The sequence below is a fragment of the Caulobacter sp. ErkDOM-C genome, from assembly GCF_048541825.1.
Classification (GTDB): Bacteria; Pseudomonadota; Alphaproteobacteria; order Caulobacterales; family Caulobacteraceae; genus Caulobacter.
Genome location: NZ_CP183332.1, coordinates 3486201 through 3500867, shown reverse-complemented (window position 1 = coordinate 3500867; position 14667 = coordinate 3486201). Strand labels below are relative to the sequence as shown.

Annotated in this window: 14 protein-coding genes; 10 read left to right on the top strand and 4 right to left on the bottom strand. The window is 67.3% G+C overall.

Annotation, left to right across the window (positions count from 1 at the left end):
• Window positions 1-58 precede the first annotated feature (58 nt).
• Window positions 59-670, top strand: a complete 612-nt coding sequence (locus ACN2C8_RS16900) for a redoxin domain-containing protein (protein ID WP_419253196.1) — start codon at window positions 59-61, stop codon at window positions 668-670.
• Window positions 671-678: 8 nt separating this feature from the next.
• Here the strand turns inward: ACN2C8_RS16900 and ACN2C8_RS16895 are convergent, their stop codons facing one another.
• Window positions 679-1158 carry a hypothetical protein gene (locus ACN2C8_RS16895; RefSeq protein ID WP_419253195.1) on the bottom strand — a complete coding sequence of 160 codons (480 nt, stop codon included), beginning with the start codon at window positions 1156-1158 and terminating at the stop codon, window positions 679-681.
• A 109-nt stretch (window positions 1159-1267) separates the two neighbouring features.
• Between ACN2C8_RS16895 and pgi the strand changes: the two genes are divergently transcribed.
• Window positions 1268-2887 (top strand): glucose-6-phosphate isomerase, encoded by a 1620-nt coding sequence (gene pgi, locus ACN2C8_RS16890; RefSeq protein ID WP_419253194.1) that lies wholly within the window; start codon window positions 1268-1270, stop codon window positions 2885-2887.
• Between the two features lie 142 nt (window positions 2888-3029).
• Here pgi and ACN2C8_RS16885 read toward each other — a convergent pair whose 3' ends face one another.
• Window positions 3030-3305 carry a hypothetical protein gene (locus ACN2C8_RS16885; protein WP_419253193.1) on the bottom strand — a complete coding sequence of 92 codons (276 nt, stop codon included), beginning with the start codon at window positions 3303-3305 and terminating at the stop codon, window positions 3030-3032.
• 1025 nt (window positions 3306-4330) lie between these two features.
• Between ACN2C8_RS16885 and ACN2C8_RS16880 the strand changes: the two genes are divergently transcribed.
• Window positions 4331-4591: a hypothetical protein gene (locus ACN2C8_RS16880; protein ID WP_419253192.1), complete on the top strand. Its 261-nt coding sequence runs from the start codon at window positions 4331-4333 to the stop codon at window positions 4589-4591.
• A 591-nt stretch (window positions 4592-5182) separates the two neighbouring features.
• Here ACN2C8_RS16880 and ACN2C8_RS16875 read toward each other — a convergent pair.
• The gene (locus ACN2C8_RS16875; RefSeq protein WP_419253191.1) at window positions 5183-5683 is read right to left on the bottom strand and encodes a hypothetical protein; all 501 of its coding nucleotides are present in this window, start codon (window positions 5681-5683) and stop codon (window positions 5183-5185) included.
• Window positions 5684-6509: 826 nt separating this feature from the next.
• Between ACN2C8_RS16875 and hisS the strand changes: the two genes are divergently transcribed.
• The 7 genes from hisS (at window position 6510) to ACN2C8_RS16840 (ending at window position 12393) form a co-directional block, all read left to right on the top strand.
• A complete protein-coding gene (gene hisS, locus ACN2C8_RS16870; RefSeq protein ID WP_419253190.1) occupies window positions 6510-7997 on the top strand; it encodes a histidine--tRNA ligase in 1488 nt (495 codons plus the stop codon).
• Between the two features lie 3 nt (window positions 7998-8000).
• Window positions 8001-9128, top strand: coding sequence for an ATP phosphoribosyltransferase regulatory subunit (locus ACN2C8_RS16865; RefSeq protein WP_419253189.1), 1128 nt, complete (start codon window positions 8001-8003; stop codon window positions 9126-9128).
• Entirely contained in the window at window positions 9125-10102 is a 978-nt protein-coding gene (gene hisG, locus ACN2C8_RS16860; RefSeq protein ID WP_419253188.1) for an ATP phosphoribosyltransferase, read from the top strand. Before ACN2C8_RS16865 ends, hisG begins: the two co-directional genes overlap by 4 nt.
• 441 nt (window positions 10103-10543) lie before the next feature.
• The gene (locus ACN2C8_RS16855) at window positions 10544-10975 is read left to right on the top strand and encodes a hypothetical protein (protein ID WP_419253187.1); all 432 of its coding nucleotides are present in this window, start codon (window positions 10544-10546) and stop codon (window positions 10973-10975) included.
• Window positions 10976-10985: 10 nt separating this feature from the next.
• Complete coding sequence (locus ACN2C8_RS16850) at window positions 10986-11684, top strand: HTTM domain-containing protein (RefSeq protein ID WP_419253186.1); 699 nt, start codon at window positions 10986-10988, stop codon at window positions 11682-11684.
• Between the two features lie 41 nt (window positions 11685-11725).
• Entirely contained in the window at window positions 11726-12022 is a 297-nt protein-coding gene (locus ACN2C8_RS16845) for an autorepressor SdpR family transcription factor (protein ID WP_419253185.1), read from the top strand.
• On the top strand, window positions 12019-12393 hold the full coding sequence (locus ACN2C8_RS16840; RefSeq protein WP_419253184.1) for an ammonium transporter: 375 nt from the start codon (window positions 12019-12021) through the stop codon (window positions 12391-12393). The genes ACN2C8_RS16845 and ACN2C8_RS16840 overlap by 4 nt, the downstream gene beginning before the upstream one ends.
• A 115-nt stretch (window positions 12394-12508) precedes the next feature.
• Here the strand turns inward: ACN2C8_RS16840 and ACN2C8_RS16835 are convergent, their stop codons facing one another.
• Window positions 12509-14641 (bottom strand): M13 family metallopeptidase, encoded by a 2133-nt coding sequence (locus ACN2C8_RS16835; protein ID WP_419253183.1) that lies wholly within the window; start codon window positions 14639-14641, stop codon window positions 12509-12511.
• Window positions 14642-14667: the final 26 nt, after the last annotated feature.

Sequence of the window (14667 nt, the reverse complement as noted above, 5' to 3'; positions counted from 1 at the left end):
CAGGATGTGAGAAGCTGGCGGCGCGAGGGGGAACTCTGTCTTCATTCGGAGCTCGCTTATGTCGAACGTCACACGCCGTCTCGTCGCCGCCGGTCTGCCTTTGGCCGTCGTCGCCGTGCCCAGCCTGGCTCACGCCCGGCCCGCGCCCGCCTTTTCCGCCGTCGATATCGACGGCAAGACCCGCTCGCTGGCCGAGTTCAGGGGCAAGACCGTGGTCCTGGAATGGGTCAACGAGGGCTGTCCCTATGTGAAGAAGCACTATTCGGGCAACATGCAGGGCCTGCAGGCGGCCGCCACGGCCGATGGCGTGGTCTGGCTGACCATCGCCTCGTCGGCGCCCGGCAAGCAGGGCCATTTCCCCGATGGCGGCAGCGCCAAGGCCTGGATGCAGGCCCGGGGCGCCTGGCCGACCACCGTGCTGCTCGACGCTGAGGGGGTGATCGCCACCGCCTACAAGGCCAAGACTACGCCGCATATGTTCGTCATCGATGCCGCCGGGGCCGTCGTCTATGAAGGCGCCATCGATGACATCCCCAGCAACAAGGTCGAGGACCTGCCCAGGGCCAAGAACCTGGTCGCGGCGGCCTTGGCGGATGTGAAGGCGGGCCGGCCGGTCAAGGTGGCCTATGTCCAGCCCTATGGCTGCGCGGTGAAGTACAAGGATGCCTAGGGGAACGTTTAAGCCGCCGGCGTCGGCGGGGCGGTGATCACTTCGACATTGTCGTTGAGCAGATAGACCATGTCGCGCAGGGCCAGGTCCTGGTCCTTGACGGTCTTGGCCGCGGTCATGGCGGCCAGCTTTTCGGGCAGGTCGACCGAGATGCCGCGCAGGATGCACTTGAGGTCGTCGACCGCGCCGCGTTCCTTCAGCGTCAGGTGGCCCTTCATGTCGAGGGCGGAAAGCTCGGCAATCTTCGCGCCGAAGGCCTCCGCGCCCGGCAGGGCGGCGGCCGGGGCGGCGGGGTCGGCGTTCAGCGACTTGCGATAGGCCTCGACCTGCAGCTTCAAGCCCCCGGCGCGGCGCACGATGTCGGCGAACAGCGGCTCGCCGGCCACCGAGGCCGGGGCGCTCAAGGCCGGAACGGCGGTCGGCTGCGGCGCGGGGCCGGTCGAGGCCAGCCACACCAGGGCGGAAAAGGCGATCGCGTCGCAGGACATCTGAACTCTCCCCGCGAAAAACGTCATTGGTCTGCATGACGCGGCGGCATCCGTTTGGTAAGCCCGCCGGGGTAAACGCCGATTTACCAAACCCGCAAGGAACCGACGCATGGCCGATCTCGACGCCGCCTGGACCCGCCTGGAAACCGCCGCCCAGGCCGCCGGCGACAAGCGCATCGTCGAGATGTTCGAGGCCGAGCCCGACCGCCTGGCCAACCTGACCCTTGATGTCGCCGGCCTGCACCTCGACCTGTCGAAACAGGCCTGGGACGAGGCCGGTCTGGAAGCCGCGCTCGACCTGGCCCACGCCGCCGACGTCGAGGGCGCCCGGGCCCGGATGCTGGCCGGCGAGGCGATCAACAGCTCCGAGGGCCGCGCCGTCCTGCACACCGCCTTGCGCGCTCCCGCCAATGCCGACCTCAAGGCCCAGGGCGTTCCGGTGATGGCGCAGGTCGAATCCGTCCGTCAGCGGATGAAAGCCTTCGCCGAGGCCGTGCGCGCAGGGGAGATCAAGGGCGCCACCGGCAAGCCGTTCAAGGCCATACTGCACATCGGCATCGGCGGCAGCGATCTGGGCCCCCGCCTGCTGTGGGACGCCCTGCGGCCTATCAAGCCCGACATCGACCTGCGCTTCGTGGCCAATGTCGACGGCGCCGAGTTCGCCATGATGACCGCCGGCCTCGACCCGGATGAGACCCTGGTCGTCATCGTCTCCAAGACCTTCACCACCCAGGAGACCCTGGCCAATGCCGGCGCCGCCCGCGCCTGGCTCGCCGCCGCCCTGGGCGAGGCCGCCGCCGGCCAGCACCTGGCCGCCATCTCCACCGCCCTGGACAAGACCGCCGCCTTCGGCATCAGCGACGAGCGGGTGTTCGGCTTCTGGGACTGGGTCGGCGGCCGCTATTCGCTGTGGTCGTCGGTCAGCCTGTCGGTGGCCGTGGCCTGCGGTTGGGACGCCTTCGAGGGTTTCCTGGCCGGCGGCGCGGCCATGGACGCCCACTTCGCCTCGGCCCCGCTGGACAAGAACGCCCCGGTGCTGCTGGCCCTGGCCCAGATCTTCAACCGCAATGGCCTGGACCGCCGGGCCCGCTCGGTCGTGCCCTATTCACACCGCCTGCGCCGGCTGGCCGCCTTCCTCCAGCAGCTGGAGATGGAGAGCAACGGCAAGTCGGTCGGCCCCGATGGACTGCCGGTCAAGCGCGGCACCGCCACGGTGGTGTTCGGCGACGAGGGCGCCAACGTGCAGCACGCCTATTTCCAGTGCATGCACCAAGGCACCGACATCACGCCGATGGAGCTGGTCGGCCTGGCCAAATCCGACGAAGGCCCGGCCGGCATGCATGAAAAGCTGCTGTCCAACCTGCTGGCCCAGGCCGAGGCCTTCATGGTCGGCCGCACCACTGATGACGTCCGCGCCGAACTCACCGCCAAGGGCGTGTCGGAAGCGGAAATCGCCACCCTGGCCCCGCAGCGCACCTTCGCCGGCAACCGGCCTTCAACCCTGCTGCTGCTCGAGCGCCTGACGCCGCAAACCTTCGGCGCCCTGATCGCCCTCTATGAGCACAAGACCTTCGTCGAGGGGGTGATCTGGGGCATCAACAGCTTTGACCAGTGGGGCGTGGAGCTGGGCAAGGTGATGGCCGGCCGCATCCTGCCGGAGCTGGAGAGCGGCGCCGTGGGCAGCCACGATCCGTCGACGGCGGCGCTGATCGGGCGGTTGAAGGTTTAGGTCTTCTCCCTTCCCCCTTGGATGGGGGAAGGGCGGGGATGGGGGTGACCCCGCCGGACGATTTCACGCCGGCCGCGCCACATCCTGAACCTCTGCCACCCCCATCCCCAACCCTTCCCCCATCAAAGGGGGAAGGGGGCAATCACAGATCCTTGCCGTCCTCCTCCGCCTCCCGCGCCAGCAGCCTGGCCCGCCAGTCATCCGGCACGGGCTCGTAGCGGTCGATCGTGTCGAGGGTGCTCTTCAGCGTGCTGTACTTGATGCGCAGCATCAGTTCGGCGCTGGCCGCGCGGTCGAACGCCGCCAGCTCAGCCTTGCGCTGTTCCAGCGTCATCTCGCCGCTGGCCGGGAAGGCGATCACCTTGTCATCGGTCGCCTGGCCGGGCGGCAGGGGCGGCGTGTCTCTGAACTTGCTCATGGCTAAATCTCCGCAGGATGAGGGGATGAACGGCGCACCCCGCCTGAAGACAGGACACAGGTTCGCGTCGTCCGCCGAGCGAAGGCCCGGCGAGGTGGGGAGGCGGCGGAGCGTCCGGGCGCGCCCGGATCTGGATTTGGAGAATACCGTTTCGACACGTACGGGCGCTCCGCGCGGCCGGTGGACGAAAGCCCTCGGGGCGCGGGGTTTTAACCCGCTTCCGAAAGAGGCCTCCGGCGGGCGGACCGGGCAGACGACCCCGATCCGGACCGCGCGGGCGATTTCAGCCCGCGCCTGGCGCGCGTCGTCCAGGCGTCGCCAAAGGGAGTTCCCGGCGGTCCGGGCCCGGCTTCATCACGTTCGACCCCCGCAAGGACCGCCCCGCTCCACCAGACCCCATCGGGCCTTCAACGACGACCGACGGGCGCTACCCGCTCGACCGCCCCCATCACCCGTCAGATCGCCAGCTGGACGTCCTCCCCGGTGACGAGGCGAGACTCAGTATGGGGGCGGTTTGGAAGGGGTGGATGAGATTGTCATCGTGACGGTGGTTTCGGGGCTTAGGGCGTTGAAATCCTTGGCAGCGGGGAGGGGATATCCCCGTGGGGGTATGGGGATAGAGGGTAATTCGGAACCCCTCTCTCATGGAGAGAGGGAGGGGCCCACCGCCGCAGGCGGTGGGAGGGTGAGAGGCTACACCCTCCCCGAACTGAGCGCCGACAGGCCGTCGTCGGCTATGGCTCCAGGGCTGGCAGGCGCCCGCTTCAGCACCAAAGCCTGGCCCCCATCCTTGAAGGCTTTCCACCGCAGGGATGGGGGTTCCCGGCAGACGGTGAAACCTCTCACCCTCCCACCGCTTCGCGGCGGGCCCCTCCCTCTCTCTATGAGAGAGGGTTTCGCGAGCGCGTCCCGCCGTGGTCGATTGACTCCAACGCGCGCCGGAGGGAGAACAAAGCGCGAACCAAGGAGCCTTTCATGCCGACCCAACGCCCCCGCCGGCGCGCGCCTCGCCGTGTGTGCAACCCATGAGCCCGCGCAACGGCCGCGCCGGCATACCCGACCCGGAGCGCTTCTTCGACGGCCTGCGCCCGGCGCGTCAGGCCTGTATCGACCAGCTGCGCAACCTGCCGCCCAACGGGCCGCACTATTCCATGATGCGGGTGATCATCGCCGCCCTCGACGTGGCGGCCGAGTTCTTCACCCACCGCCGCGACTTCTTCCTCAGCACCCGGCCGGACATGATCGGCGGCGGGGAAGTTGGGCACCCCCCAACGCCACGGCTCTAATTCACCGTCATTCCGAGCCTTCAGGTACGCCGACCGCCCCGCCCCCCAAACCTTCCGTCATTCCCGCCCTTGTGGCGGGAACCTCTCGTGCCGCCGCAGGTGGAGGAGGGGCGAGGTGCGCGCGCACCTCGCTGGCGCTTCACGGTTCAGCTGAAACAGGGCTCCCGAGCCAAAGGCTCGGAATGACGGGAGTTTTAAGGGTTGGCCCGGCGTCCCGCCCCGACCGCCCAAGGTCGGAGCCAGCCTTACATCTCCTGGAGGCTGCAGCGTGCGGGTCTGGGCAGGTCAGTCAAGGACGACGCTCTCGCGTCGCCGCGAGGCGGCGGCCCCGCAGGGGCCGTCCTTGAGTGACCTGCCCAGACCCGCGATCGTCTCGCCGTGAGATGTAAGGAGGAGTGTGCTGCCGGGGGAAGGGCTTGCGAAGGCGCAGGCCGTTCTCATTCCTTCTCCACTTGCGGGAGAAGGCTGCTGCGAACCGGCCGGATGAGGGGCCGAAAGTCCTATAGAAAGGGCGCCGCTCGCTTCACCTGCCTTCGCCAGACCGCTCTATCGCTCGAAGGGGATGGGATCTGGAGGCGAACCGGGTTCGCGTCATTCCGGCAATGGTCGGTCTGCCAACCAGTAACCTTCTCCAGACTGGGCAATGGTGTTGGTGCGATTCATGAAGCGCCAGATGTTGGTGCCCAGCACCTTAGCCGGATCGTGCCCGTCGATATGGATTCCACGTTCACGCAGCGTTGAAAGCAGTTCGCTTCGTGTCTGCGGCTGATCCACTTCCCCCAGAATTTTCAAAACTTCTGACATGACGACTGCTGGCTTGGGATTGGCTCGCGTTCTGGGTCTACGCGGCGAATGAGGCACAGCTTCCATTTCGGAAGACTTATGGACTCCGTCGCCCATTTTGGGCGATTTTTCCGCGTCGAGAGAGGGTGGATCGAGCGGCAGAAGTAAAGTCTGAGGAGCGGAGTCCTCCGCTAGGCGAACACCAATCCTTATAAATTCCTCAATTTTTTCAAGGTCTTCTTGAATTCTGACAAGTTCGGACTTTAGAAATTCGCGCCTTCTTAGCGCACTCTCAAGAATGGGATCCATCGTCATACTCCCCGCCACCCCGACGCCACTTTATAGCACTCGAAATATGAAAATTCTAAGATTTTTGACCGGCGAGTCCGTCAAAAAAGCGGTCGAGTCCAATTTTATGGTTAACGGAGTCCGGAGTCTTGAACTCTCGGCGGCGCTATGTTAGAATTCTCGCGTAGTTGAGAATTCCACCGTGAAGGGAGGAGCGCATAAGGGTCAGAATGTAAGGAAAAACCGGCTTCAGAGCCGAAGGTTCAGGGCCGCCGCAGATTGCTGCAGCGACCCCTAAACATGTGAACCGCAGCGCACTGCGGGAGCTCTCATGCCCTAAGCAAGCCGAGACTCTCACTTCGCGAGGTGGATTTCAACCCACAACACGAACACAGGAGTCCGATCATGGTTGTCCATGTCATCGACTACTTCCGTGTGCGCTTTGGTAGGACCGAGCACGTTTGTGCTCACGTCCGCCGCTGGCCGCGCACCTAAGTCGTTACCAATGAGGGCAATGCCCTGAAAGGTCTGCCAACGAGAGTTGGCAGACCTTTCTACTGGTCAATTGCATGGCTAAGCAGCGAAGGCTTTTGTAAAAGTATAACAAGAGTAGCCGGTAGCGCCCTCGCGCCCTTCCCCCATCCTCCTCCCTGCGCTATAGCCCGCCCGCAATGACCCGCACGCCGCACCATCACGGCCGCCACCACCATCCGACCTCGCCTCGCGGGATCGGCCGGGTCCGCTCGCTCTAAAGCCAGCACCCAGCCAGAGCCCCGCCCAAGGCGGATGGGGCTTGCTGAAAAGCGCCATCCGTCGAGACCTGACTTCCTAGGATCGACGCCGCGACATGACCGACCAGCCCGCAGACACCTTCCGCCCCGAAGCCCGCGCCCCGCGCGGCTTCGCCGACAAGCGCGCCCGCGACCTGCGGGCCGAGCGCGCCATCCTGGAGGCGGTGTCGAAGGTCTATGAGCGGCACGGCTTCGAGGCGCTGGACACCGGGGCCTTCGAATATGCCGACGCCCTGGGCAAGTTCCTGCCCGACAGCGACCGTCCCAATGAGGGCGTGTTCGCGTTGCAGGACGACGACGACCAGTGGATGGCGCTGCGCTACGACCTGACCGCGCCCCTGGCCCGCTTTGCGGCCCAGCACTGGGAGACCCTGCCCAAGCCGTTCCGCCGCTATGCCTATGGCCCGGTGTGGCGCAACGAGAAGCCCGGCCCCGGCCGCTTCCGTGAATTCATCCAGTGCGACGCCGACACGGTGGGCTCGGCCCGGCCCGAGGCCGACGCCGAGATCATCGCCATGGCCGTGGCGGGTCTGGAAGCCGCCGGCCTGCCGCGCGGCTCGGCCGTGCTGCGGATCAATAATCGCAAGCTGCTGAACGGCCTTTTGACCTCGGCCGGGGTCGAGACCGGCGGCCAGAAGCTGGCCGTGCTGCGCGCCGTCGACAAGCTGGACCGCCTGGGCGTCGAGGGCGTGCGCCTGCTGCTGGGCGAGGGCCGGCTGGACGAGAGCGGCGCCTTCACCAAGGGCGCGGGCCTGGTGGGCAAGGCCATCGACGCGGTGGTCGACTTCGTCCAGGCCGGGCCAATGGGCGGTACTGGCGGGCGCTCGGAGACGCTCAGCAAGATCGCCAATGTCATCGGCGGTTCGGCCGAGGGCGACGAGGGGCTCAATGAGCTGGCCCTGATCGACGCGGCGCTGAAGAGCCTGGGGGTCGCCGACGACCAGGCGATGTTCGAGCCGTCGATCGTGCGCGGGCTGGAATACTATACCGGCGCGGTGTTCGAGGCCGAGCTGCTACTGTCCACCCTGGATGAGAAGGGCAACAAGGTCTCGTTCGGCTCGATCGGCGGCGGCGGGCGCTACGACGACCTGATCGCGCGGTTCACCGGCCAGCCCGTGCCGGCCACGGGCTTCTCGTTCGGCGTCTCGCGCCTGGCCTCGGCCCTGCGGGCGGCGGGGCGCGAGCCCGGCGGGACGGCGCGGGGGCCGGTGGTGATCATCAATTTCGACCAGGCCCACATGGGCGAGTATTTCTCGGTCGCCGCCGACCTGCGCAACGCCGGCATCCCGGCCGAGGTCTATCTGGGAACCTCGGGCATGCGGCCGCAGATGAAATATGCCGACCGCCGGATGGCGCCGGCCGCCATCATGCTGGGCGGAGACGAGATCGCGGCCGGCACGGTGACGATCAAGGACCTCGATTTGGGCCGCGAGCTGGCCTCCGGCGTGGCCGACAACGCCGCCTGGAAGGCCGAGCGTCCCGGCCAGCAGACGATCCCGCGCGGCGAGCTGGTGGCCGCTGTCCGCAAGATCATTGAGGGCTGAGGCATGAGGCTCGAGCGTTCCATTCCGGCCGACGCGCTGGACGCCATCCGCGCGCCGCTACTGGCGGCCGGGGCCGTGCTGACCGACGCGCCGGTGTTGCAGCCCCTGGGCCTGCTGCTGGACCTGGCCGGCGAGGCCATGCGCTCGCGGCTGTTCGTGGTGTCCGGCGACGGGGGGGAGGAGGCCTGCCTGCGCCCCGACTTCACCGTGGCCATCGCCCGCGCCCACCTCGAGGCGGGGGCCGCTTCGGGGCGCTATCTCTATGACGGCAAGGCCTTCCGCGTCGCGCCGCGCGGCAGCGACCGGGCCGAGGAGTTCCTGCAGATCGGCGTCGAGGCCTTCGAGGCCGGCGACCCGGTCGCCGCCGACGCCGAGATCGCGGCCCTGGCCTGGGCGTCGTCGGCCGCCGGCGGACGCGCGGACCTGTCGCTGGTGCTGGGCGATGTGGGCCTCTTCGGCGCCTTCATCGATACGCTGGACCTGGCGCCGCCTCTGGCCGTGCGCCTGAAGCGCGCCTTCACCCGGCCGCGCCAGCTGAAGGTCGAACTTGAAGGCGGTGTCGAGGCCAGCGCCGAGCAGAGCCGGATTGCGGCGCTCTTGGCCGGCCTGCCCGAGGGCGAGGCTTCCGCCGTCTTGCAGGAACTGTGGTCCCTGGCCGGCATCGAGCCGGTCGGCGGTCGCCGCCCCGCCGAGATCGCCCACCGCCTGGTCGAACGCGCCGAGGCTGCCAAGGCCGGTCGTCTGTCAGCTGAGCAGGCCGATGTGGTCCGGGCCTTCCTCGCGGTCAGCGACCGTCCGGGCGAGGCCCTGGACGCCATCTCCGCTCTCGCCGGCCCGCAACGCGAGGCGCTGGACGCGGCCCTGGACGGCTGGCGCTCGCGCCTGGCCGGCATGGTCGCGGGCGGCGTGCCGGAGGATCGCATGGTGCTGACCGCCTCGTTCGGCAGGGCGTTCGGCTATTACGACGGCTACCTCTTCGAAGTGCGCAGCGCCGCCCTCGGCGACGAGCGGCCCGTGGCGGCCGGCGGTCGTTATGACGGGCTTCCCGCGCGTCTTGGCGCGGAACGAAAGACGGGCGCGGTGGGCTGCATGGTCCGCCCGGCCCGAGCCTATGCGGGAGGCGGCGAATGAGCTCGCAAGGACAGAGTGGGCAGATGATCTTCGCCATCCCCTCCAAGGGTCGCCTGAAAGAGCAGGTCGAGGCCTGGCTGGCCGAATGCGGCTTCAAGCTGGAAATGACCGGCGGTTCGCGCGGCTATTCGGCGGAGCTGTCGGGCCTGCCGGGCGTGTCGGTGCGCCTGCTGTCAGCCGGCGACATCGCCGCCGGCCTCGACGCCGGCGAGCTGCACCTGGGCGTCACGGGTGAAGATCTGCTGCGCGAGCGTGGCGACGACATGGACAGCCGGGTGATGCTGCTGCGCGCCCTGGGCTTTGGCCGCGCCGACCTGGTGGTCACCGCCCCCAAGAGCTGGCTGGATGTCGACACCATGGCCGATATCGACGAGGTCGGGCACGCCCATCTGGCCCGCACCGGCCGCCGCCTGCGCGTTGCGACCAAATATGTGACCCAGACCCGGGCCTTCTTCGCCCGCCACGGCGTGGCTGACTACCGCATCGTCGAGAGCAGTGGCGCCACCGAGGGCGCTCCGGCGGCCGGAGCGGCGGAGCTGGTGGTCGACATCACCACCACCGGCGCGACCCTGGCGGCCAACGGCCTGAAGATCCTGACCGACGGCGTGATCCTGAAAAGCCAGGCCCAGCTGACCGCATCCTTGATCACCGACTGGTCGCCCGAGCAGCTGGGCAGCCTGCAGCGCCTGCTGGCGGTGGTCGAGGCCAAGGGCCGGGCCCGCACCTTGGCCACCCTGGTCTGGCCCGCCGAGCAGGACGACCTGGCCCAGACCGCCGTCGCCGCCTTTGTCGCCCGGGGCGGATCGCGCCGGACCAACGGCGCCCTGCTGGCCACGGCCGATCTGTTCGACGCCGCCGCCGCCCTGGCCGCTGCAGGGGTCGAGCCGGTCACCGTGTCGCGTCCCGACTATGTGTTTGAGTCCCGATCGCGGGTGCTGGACCAACTGGCCACTCGCCTCAGAGGTAATATTTGACTTATCCGTCAAAAATAACCTGAGAGATCAGTGATAAGTTTGACTGGCGCGTCCAAACTACGTCCGGGCCGTCAAAAAAAGCTCAAACCGTTGCAGAAATAGGCCTTGTTGCGTTGACACCGCCCCAATTATGACGTTTCTAACGCTTGCAAGGAAGAACAGAGCCCATCAGAGAGCTCCCTTCCTTCGGCGTTTCGGGGAGGAAACGCCCGCCTAGATCGAATGATCGAGAAATAGCCAGCCCGTCGCGATTATCCCCCGCGGCGGGTTTGGTGTATCTGGGCTCCAGTTTCTATATTTGACGAAAAAGTAAAAAAGTCAGCGCCGGTCGACGGCAGCGACCACAGGCGCCATTGCGGATCGGGCCCAAGGCCGAAGATGATCGCTCTGCGCCGGACGACCCACCGGTCGATTCGCCCGCCTGCGGAGGAGGGACCTCATTTGAAGCCCCTGGGCCTCCTGCTGCCGGCGCTGATCCCGTCGTGGAACTTCTTCGACGTGATCGCGCCCTCGCCGCGCATCGAATACGCCCTGACCGGCTCCTCCGCCCTCCCCGACGGCGGCTGGGTCGAGTTTCGCCCCCGGCCCCAGCGGGTGTCGGCGCGGACCTTGCTGGCCCGGCTGATCTGGAATCCGCGCTGGAACGAAACGCTGTTCCTGGTCAGCTGTGCCGAGCGGCTGATCAACGCGCCCACCGACCATAGCCAGGACGAGATCTTCACGCGCCTCTCCGCCGATCTCCTGGCCAGCGCCCCGACCGGCGACTGGCTGAGCTTCCGTCTGGTCTTCGTCAGCCGCGAAGACGAGGCGATCCAGCGCGAGGTGCTGTTCCAGTCGGCTCCGCGCCGGCTGGCGGACATCGCCGCCCGATGACCCTCGCCCCATGACCCTGGAGAGCGCCGCCCGCCTGACCGAGGCCCTGCTGGCCCTGGCTCTGATCCAGCAGAGCCTGGAGCACCTGAGCGGCCCTCGCGCCGACCGGCCGCTGTTCCTGGCGCGGATCGGGCTGTGCGGTCTGGTGATCCTGGGCGCGGCTTCGCCCTGGCCGGCGGTCGATCTGGCCGGACTGCTGGGCCTGGCCGGTCTGTCGCTGCTGACCCTACAGCGCTTCCAGGGGCCCTATAATGGTGGCAGCGATCGCATGGGCCTGCTGGCCCTGTGGTGCTTGACCCTGTCGCGGCTGATGCCGACGCCGGCCCTGCAGGAGCTGGTCTTCGGCTATCTGGGCCTGCAGCTGATGCTGTCCTATTTCATTTCCGGCTGGGTCAAGGTGGTCAATCCAGACTGGCGCAGCGGCCGCGCCCTAGCCGACGTGTTCCGGTTCTCGGCCTATCCGGTCAGCGAGGATCTGCGCCGCCTGGCCGATCGACCGCGCCTGTTGCTGGTCATGTCGTGGGCGGTGATGCTGTTCGAGCTAGCCTTTCCCCTGACCCTGCTGTCGCGCGATACCCTGATCGTCGGGCTGGCGATCGCCGGGACCTTCCATCTGGCCAATGCCTGCCTGTTCGGCCTCAACCGCTTCTTCTGGACCTGGCTGGCGGTCTATCCGGCGATCCTGTGGCTGCAGGGGCGGCTTCTGTAGGCGCCCTTGACTCATTTTGATGATTAGCTAATTATCTCATCATGAGCCAGGTGTTCAGAGCCCTTTCCGATCCCACCCGCCGGCGGGTGCTGCAGCTTCTGCGCAGGGGGCCGATGAGCGCCGGCGCGCTCAGCGACCAGTTCGAGGTCTCCAAGCCGACCATGTCGGCGCACTTCGCGGTGCTGAAGGAGGCTGACCTGGTCCACGCCGAAAAGGCCGGCAAGTCCGTCATCTATCACCTGAAGCTTTCGGTGCTCGAAGAGGCGCTGCTGGGCTTCGTCCATTCGTTCGGCCTCGGCGCAGATGCGCCGGCGCCCAAGGAGGAGACTGCGCGATGAACAAGGATCTGATCGGAGACTTCGCCTGGGGTGGCGGCATTCTTGTCCTGGCGCTCGTCGCGTCCTTCGCCCGCAAGCAGGGCTATATCGACCACGATACCACCCTACGGCTGGTCCTGGGCGCCAGCGGCCTGATGATCGCCTGGACCGGCAACCGGCTGCCCAAGACCTTCGTCCCCAGCGCGCGGGGCCGCGAGGCCAGGCGGGTTGCGGCCTGGTCGCTGGTGTTGAGCGGGCTGGTCTATGCCGGTCTGTGGGCGTTCGCCCCGTTCCCGATGGCGGTCGCCGGCGGGAGCGGCGCGGTCCTGGCTGGGATAGCGGTCACATTCGGCTACTGCCTGTCGCTGCGGGACAAGGCCAAGGCCGGGTAGCTCGAACGGTCATCGAGACGGGCGAGGCCGGCGCCGGCGGCTCGGCGTCGGGGTCAGGAAAAAGGGGCCGGCGCGTGCGCGCCGACCCCTTCAATTTTCAGTCCTGTGGGTGCGCCTACCAGATCTTCACGCGCTCTTCGGGCGCGACATACAGCTTGTCGCCCGCCTTGATGTCGAAGGCCTTGTACCAGCCGGGCTGGTTCCGGATCGTGCCGTTGACGCGATAATAGGCCGGCGAGTGCGGGCCGCTGGTGACCTGCTGCTTGAGAGCCTCGTCCCGCTGCTTCTGGCGCCACACCTGGGCCCAGCCCAGATAGATGCGCTGGTCGCCGGTCAGGCCGTCCAGAATCGGAGCCGGCTTGCCGTTCAGCGAGGCGTGATAGGCGTCCAGCCCGAACGCCAGGCCGCCCATGTCACCGATGTTCTCGCCCATGGTCAGCGGGCCGTTCAGCTTCATGCCCGGCAGCGGCTCGAAGGCCCCGTACTGGGCGCCCAGACGGTCGGCCTGGGCCTTGAACTTGGCGGCGTCTTCGGCCGTCCACCAGTCGCGCAGTACGCCGTCGCCGTCGGACTTGCGGCCCTGGTCGTCAAAGCCGTGGCCGATCTCGTGGCCGATCACCCCGCCGATACCGCCATAATTGATGGCCGGGTCGGCGTCGGGGTGGAAGAACGGGGCCTGCAGGATGGCGGCCGGGAAGACGATCTCGTTATTGACCGAGTTGTAATAGGCGTTGACCGTCTGCGGGGTCATGCCCCACTCGGTCTTGTCGACCGGCTTGAACAGACGCTCGACATCCTCGCGCCAGGCCCAGACGCCGGCGCGCTGGGCGTTGCCATAGGCGTCGTTGTCCTTGATCTCGAGCTTGGAATAGTCTTCCCAAACGTCGGGATAGCCGATCTTGACGGTGAACTTGGTCAGCTTGTCCTGGGCCTTGACCTTGGTCTCGGCGCTCATCCAGTCCAGATTGTCGATGCGAGTCTTCATGGCCGAGCGGATATTGGCCACCAGGTCCAGCATCTTGGCCTTGGACTCCGGCGGGAAATAGGCCGCCACATAGTCCTTGCCGACCGCTTCGCCCAGAATGCCGTTGACCTGGGCCACGCCGCGCTTCCAGCGCGGGCGCTGCTCGGGCTGACCCGACAAGGTCTTGTTGCGGAACGCGAAGCTGGCGTCGACGAAGCGCTTGGACAGCATGGGCGCGGCGTCGTCGGTCACCTTGAATGCCTGCCAAGCCTTCAGGGTCTCCACCGGGGTTTCGGCGTAGATCTTGGCGTACTTCGGGAAGGTGGTGTTGGTGGTGACCACGAAGCGGTCAACCTTGGGCAGCTCCGAGCCGGCCAGATAGCGGTTCCAGTCATAGCCCGGCGTCATGGCCTGCAATTCCGCCAGGGTGGCGGGGTTGTAGGTCTTGTCGCGGTCGCGGCGCTCGGCGCGGGTCCAGGTGACCTCGGCCAGCCGGGTTTCGAAGGCGACGATGGCCTTGGCGTGGTCGGCGGGCTTGTCCCAGCCGGCCATGGTCAGGATCTGTTCGACATAGGCCAGATAGGCGGTCTTCTTGTCGGCGAACTTGGCGTCCAGATAATAGTCGCGGTCGGGCAGGGACAGGCCGCCAGCCCCGGCATAGACGGCATAGGCCTTGGGGTTCTTGGCGTCGGTCTGGATGCCCAGGCCCAGCAGGCTGGTGAACGGCGCGACGCTGCTCTGGCCCATCAGGGCGGTGAAGGCGTCCTTGCTCTTCACGGCCTTGATTTGCGCGAGGTAGGGCGCGATCGGCTTGGCGTCCAGGGCCTCGATGGCGGCCTCGTCCATGAAGGCGCGATAGGCGGCGCCGACCTTGGCGCTGTCGCCCGCGGCGGCCGTGTTGGCGGCGGCGGCCTCGATGATGGCGCGGGTGCGGGCTTCGGACAGTTCCGACAGCTTGTCGAAATTGCCATAGCGGGTGCGGTCGGCCGGGATCTCGGTGCGGGCGTCCCAGCCGCCATTGGCCCACTTGTAGAAGTCGTCACCCGGCTTGACGCTGCCGTCGATGCCCGAGGTGTCGAAGCCCCACGCGCCGTAGCGCGGCGACTCCAGCGAGGTCAGGTCGCCGGCCGCGCCTTCCGAAGCCCCATTCAGCAGGGGCGCGGCGAACAGGGCCTGGGTCGTGCAGGCGTCGTCAAGGCACAGATGGTCCTCGCCGGCCTGGGCGCCGAAGGCCGAAAGGGAAAGCGCGGCCACGGCGGCGGCGGCGAACCAAACTCGTTTCATGGAAGTCGTATCCGTTGGTGTGAGCT

Coding starts and splice junctions, on each gene's coding strand:
- ACN2C8_RS16900 (WP_419253196.1), top strand. CDS start 59: ATGTCGAACGTCACACGCCGTCTCGTCGCCGCCGGTCTGCCTTTGGCC.
- ACN2C8_RS16895 (WP_419253195.1), bottom strand. CDS start 1,158: ATGTCCTGCGACGCGATCGCCTTTTCCGCCCTGGTGTGGCTGGCCTCG.
- pgi (WP_419253194.1), top strand. CDS start 1,268: ATGGCCGATCTCGACGCCGCCTGGACCCGCCTGGAAACCGCCGCCCAG.
- ACN2C8_RS16885 (WP_419253193.1), bottom strand. CDS start 3,305: ATGAGCAAGTTCAGAGACACGCCGCCCCTGCCGCCCGGCCAGGCGACC.
- ACN2C8_RS16880 (WP_419253192.1), top strand. CDS start 4,331: ATGAGCCCGCGCAACGGCCGCGCCGGCATACCCGACCCGGAGCGCTTC.
- ACN2C8_RS16875 (WP_419253191.1), bottom strand. CDS start 5,683: ATGGATCCCATTCTTGAGAGTGCGCTAAGAAGGCGCGAATTTCTAAAG.
- hisS (WP_419253190.1), top strand. CDS start 6,510: ATGACCGACCAGCCCGCAGACACCTTCCGCCCCGAAGCCCGCGCCCCG.
- ACN2C8_RS16865 (WP_419253189.1), top strand. CDS start 8,001: ATGAGGCTCGAGCGTTCCATTCCGGCCGACGCGCTGGACGCCATCCGC.
- hisG (WP_419253188.1), top strand. CDS start 9,125: ATGAGCTCGCAAGGACAGAGTGGGCAGATGATCTTCGCCATCCCCTCC.
- ACN2C8_RS16850 (WP_419253186.1), top strand. CDS start 10,986: ATGACCCTGGAGAGCGCCGCCCGCCTGACCGAGGCCCTGCTGGCCCTG.
- ACN2C8_RS16845 (WP_419253185.1), top strand. CDS start 11,726: ATGAGCCAGGTGTTCAGAGCCCTTTCCGATCCCACCCGCCGGCGGGTG.
- ACN2C8_RS16840 (WP_419253184.1), top strand. CDS start 12,019: ATGAACAAGGATCTGATCGGAGACTTCGCCTGGGGTGGCGGCATTCTT.
- ACN2C8_RS16835 (WP_419253183.1), bottom strand. CDS start 14,641: ATGAAACGAGTTTGGTTCGCCGCCGCCGCCGTGGCCGCGCTTTCCCTT.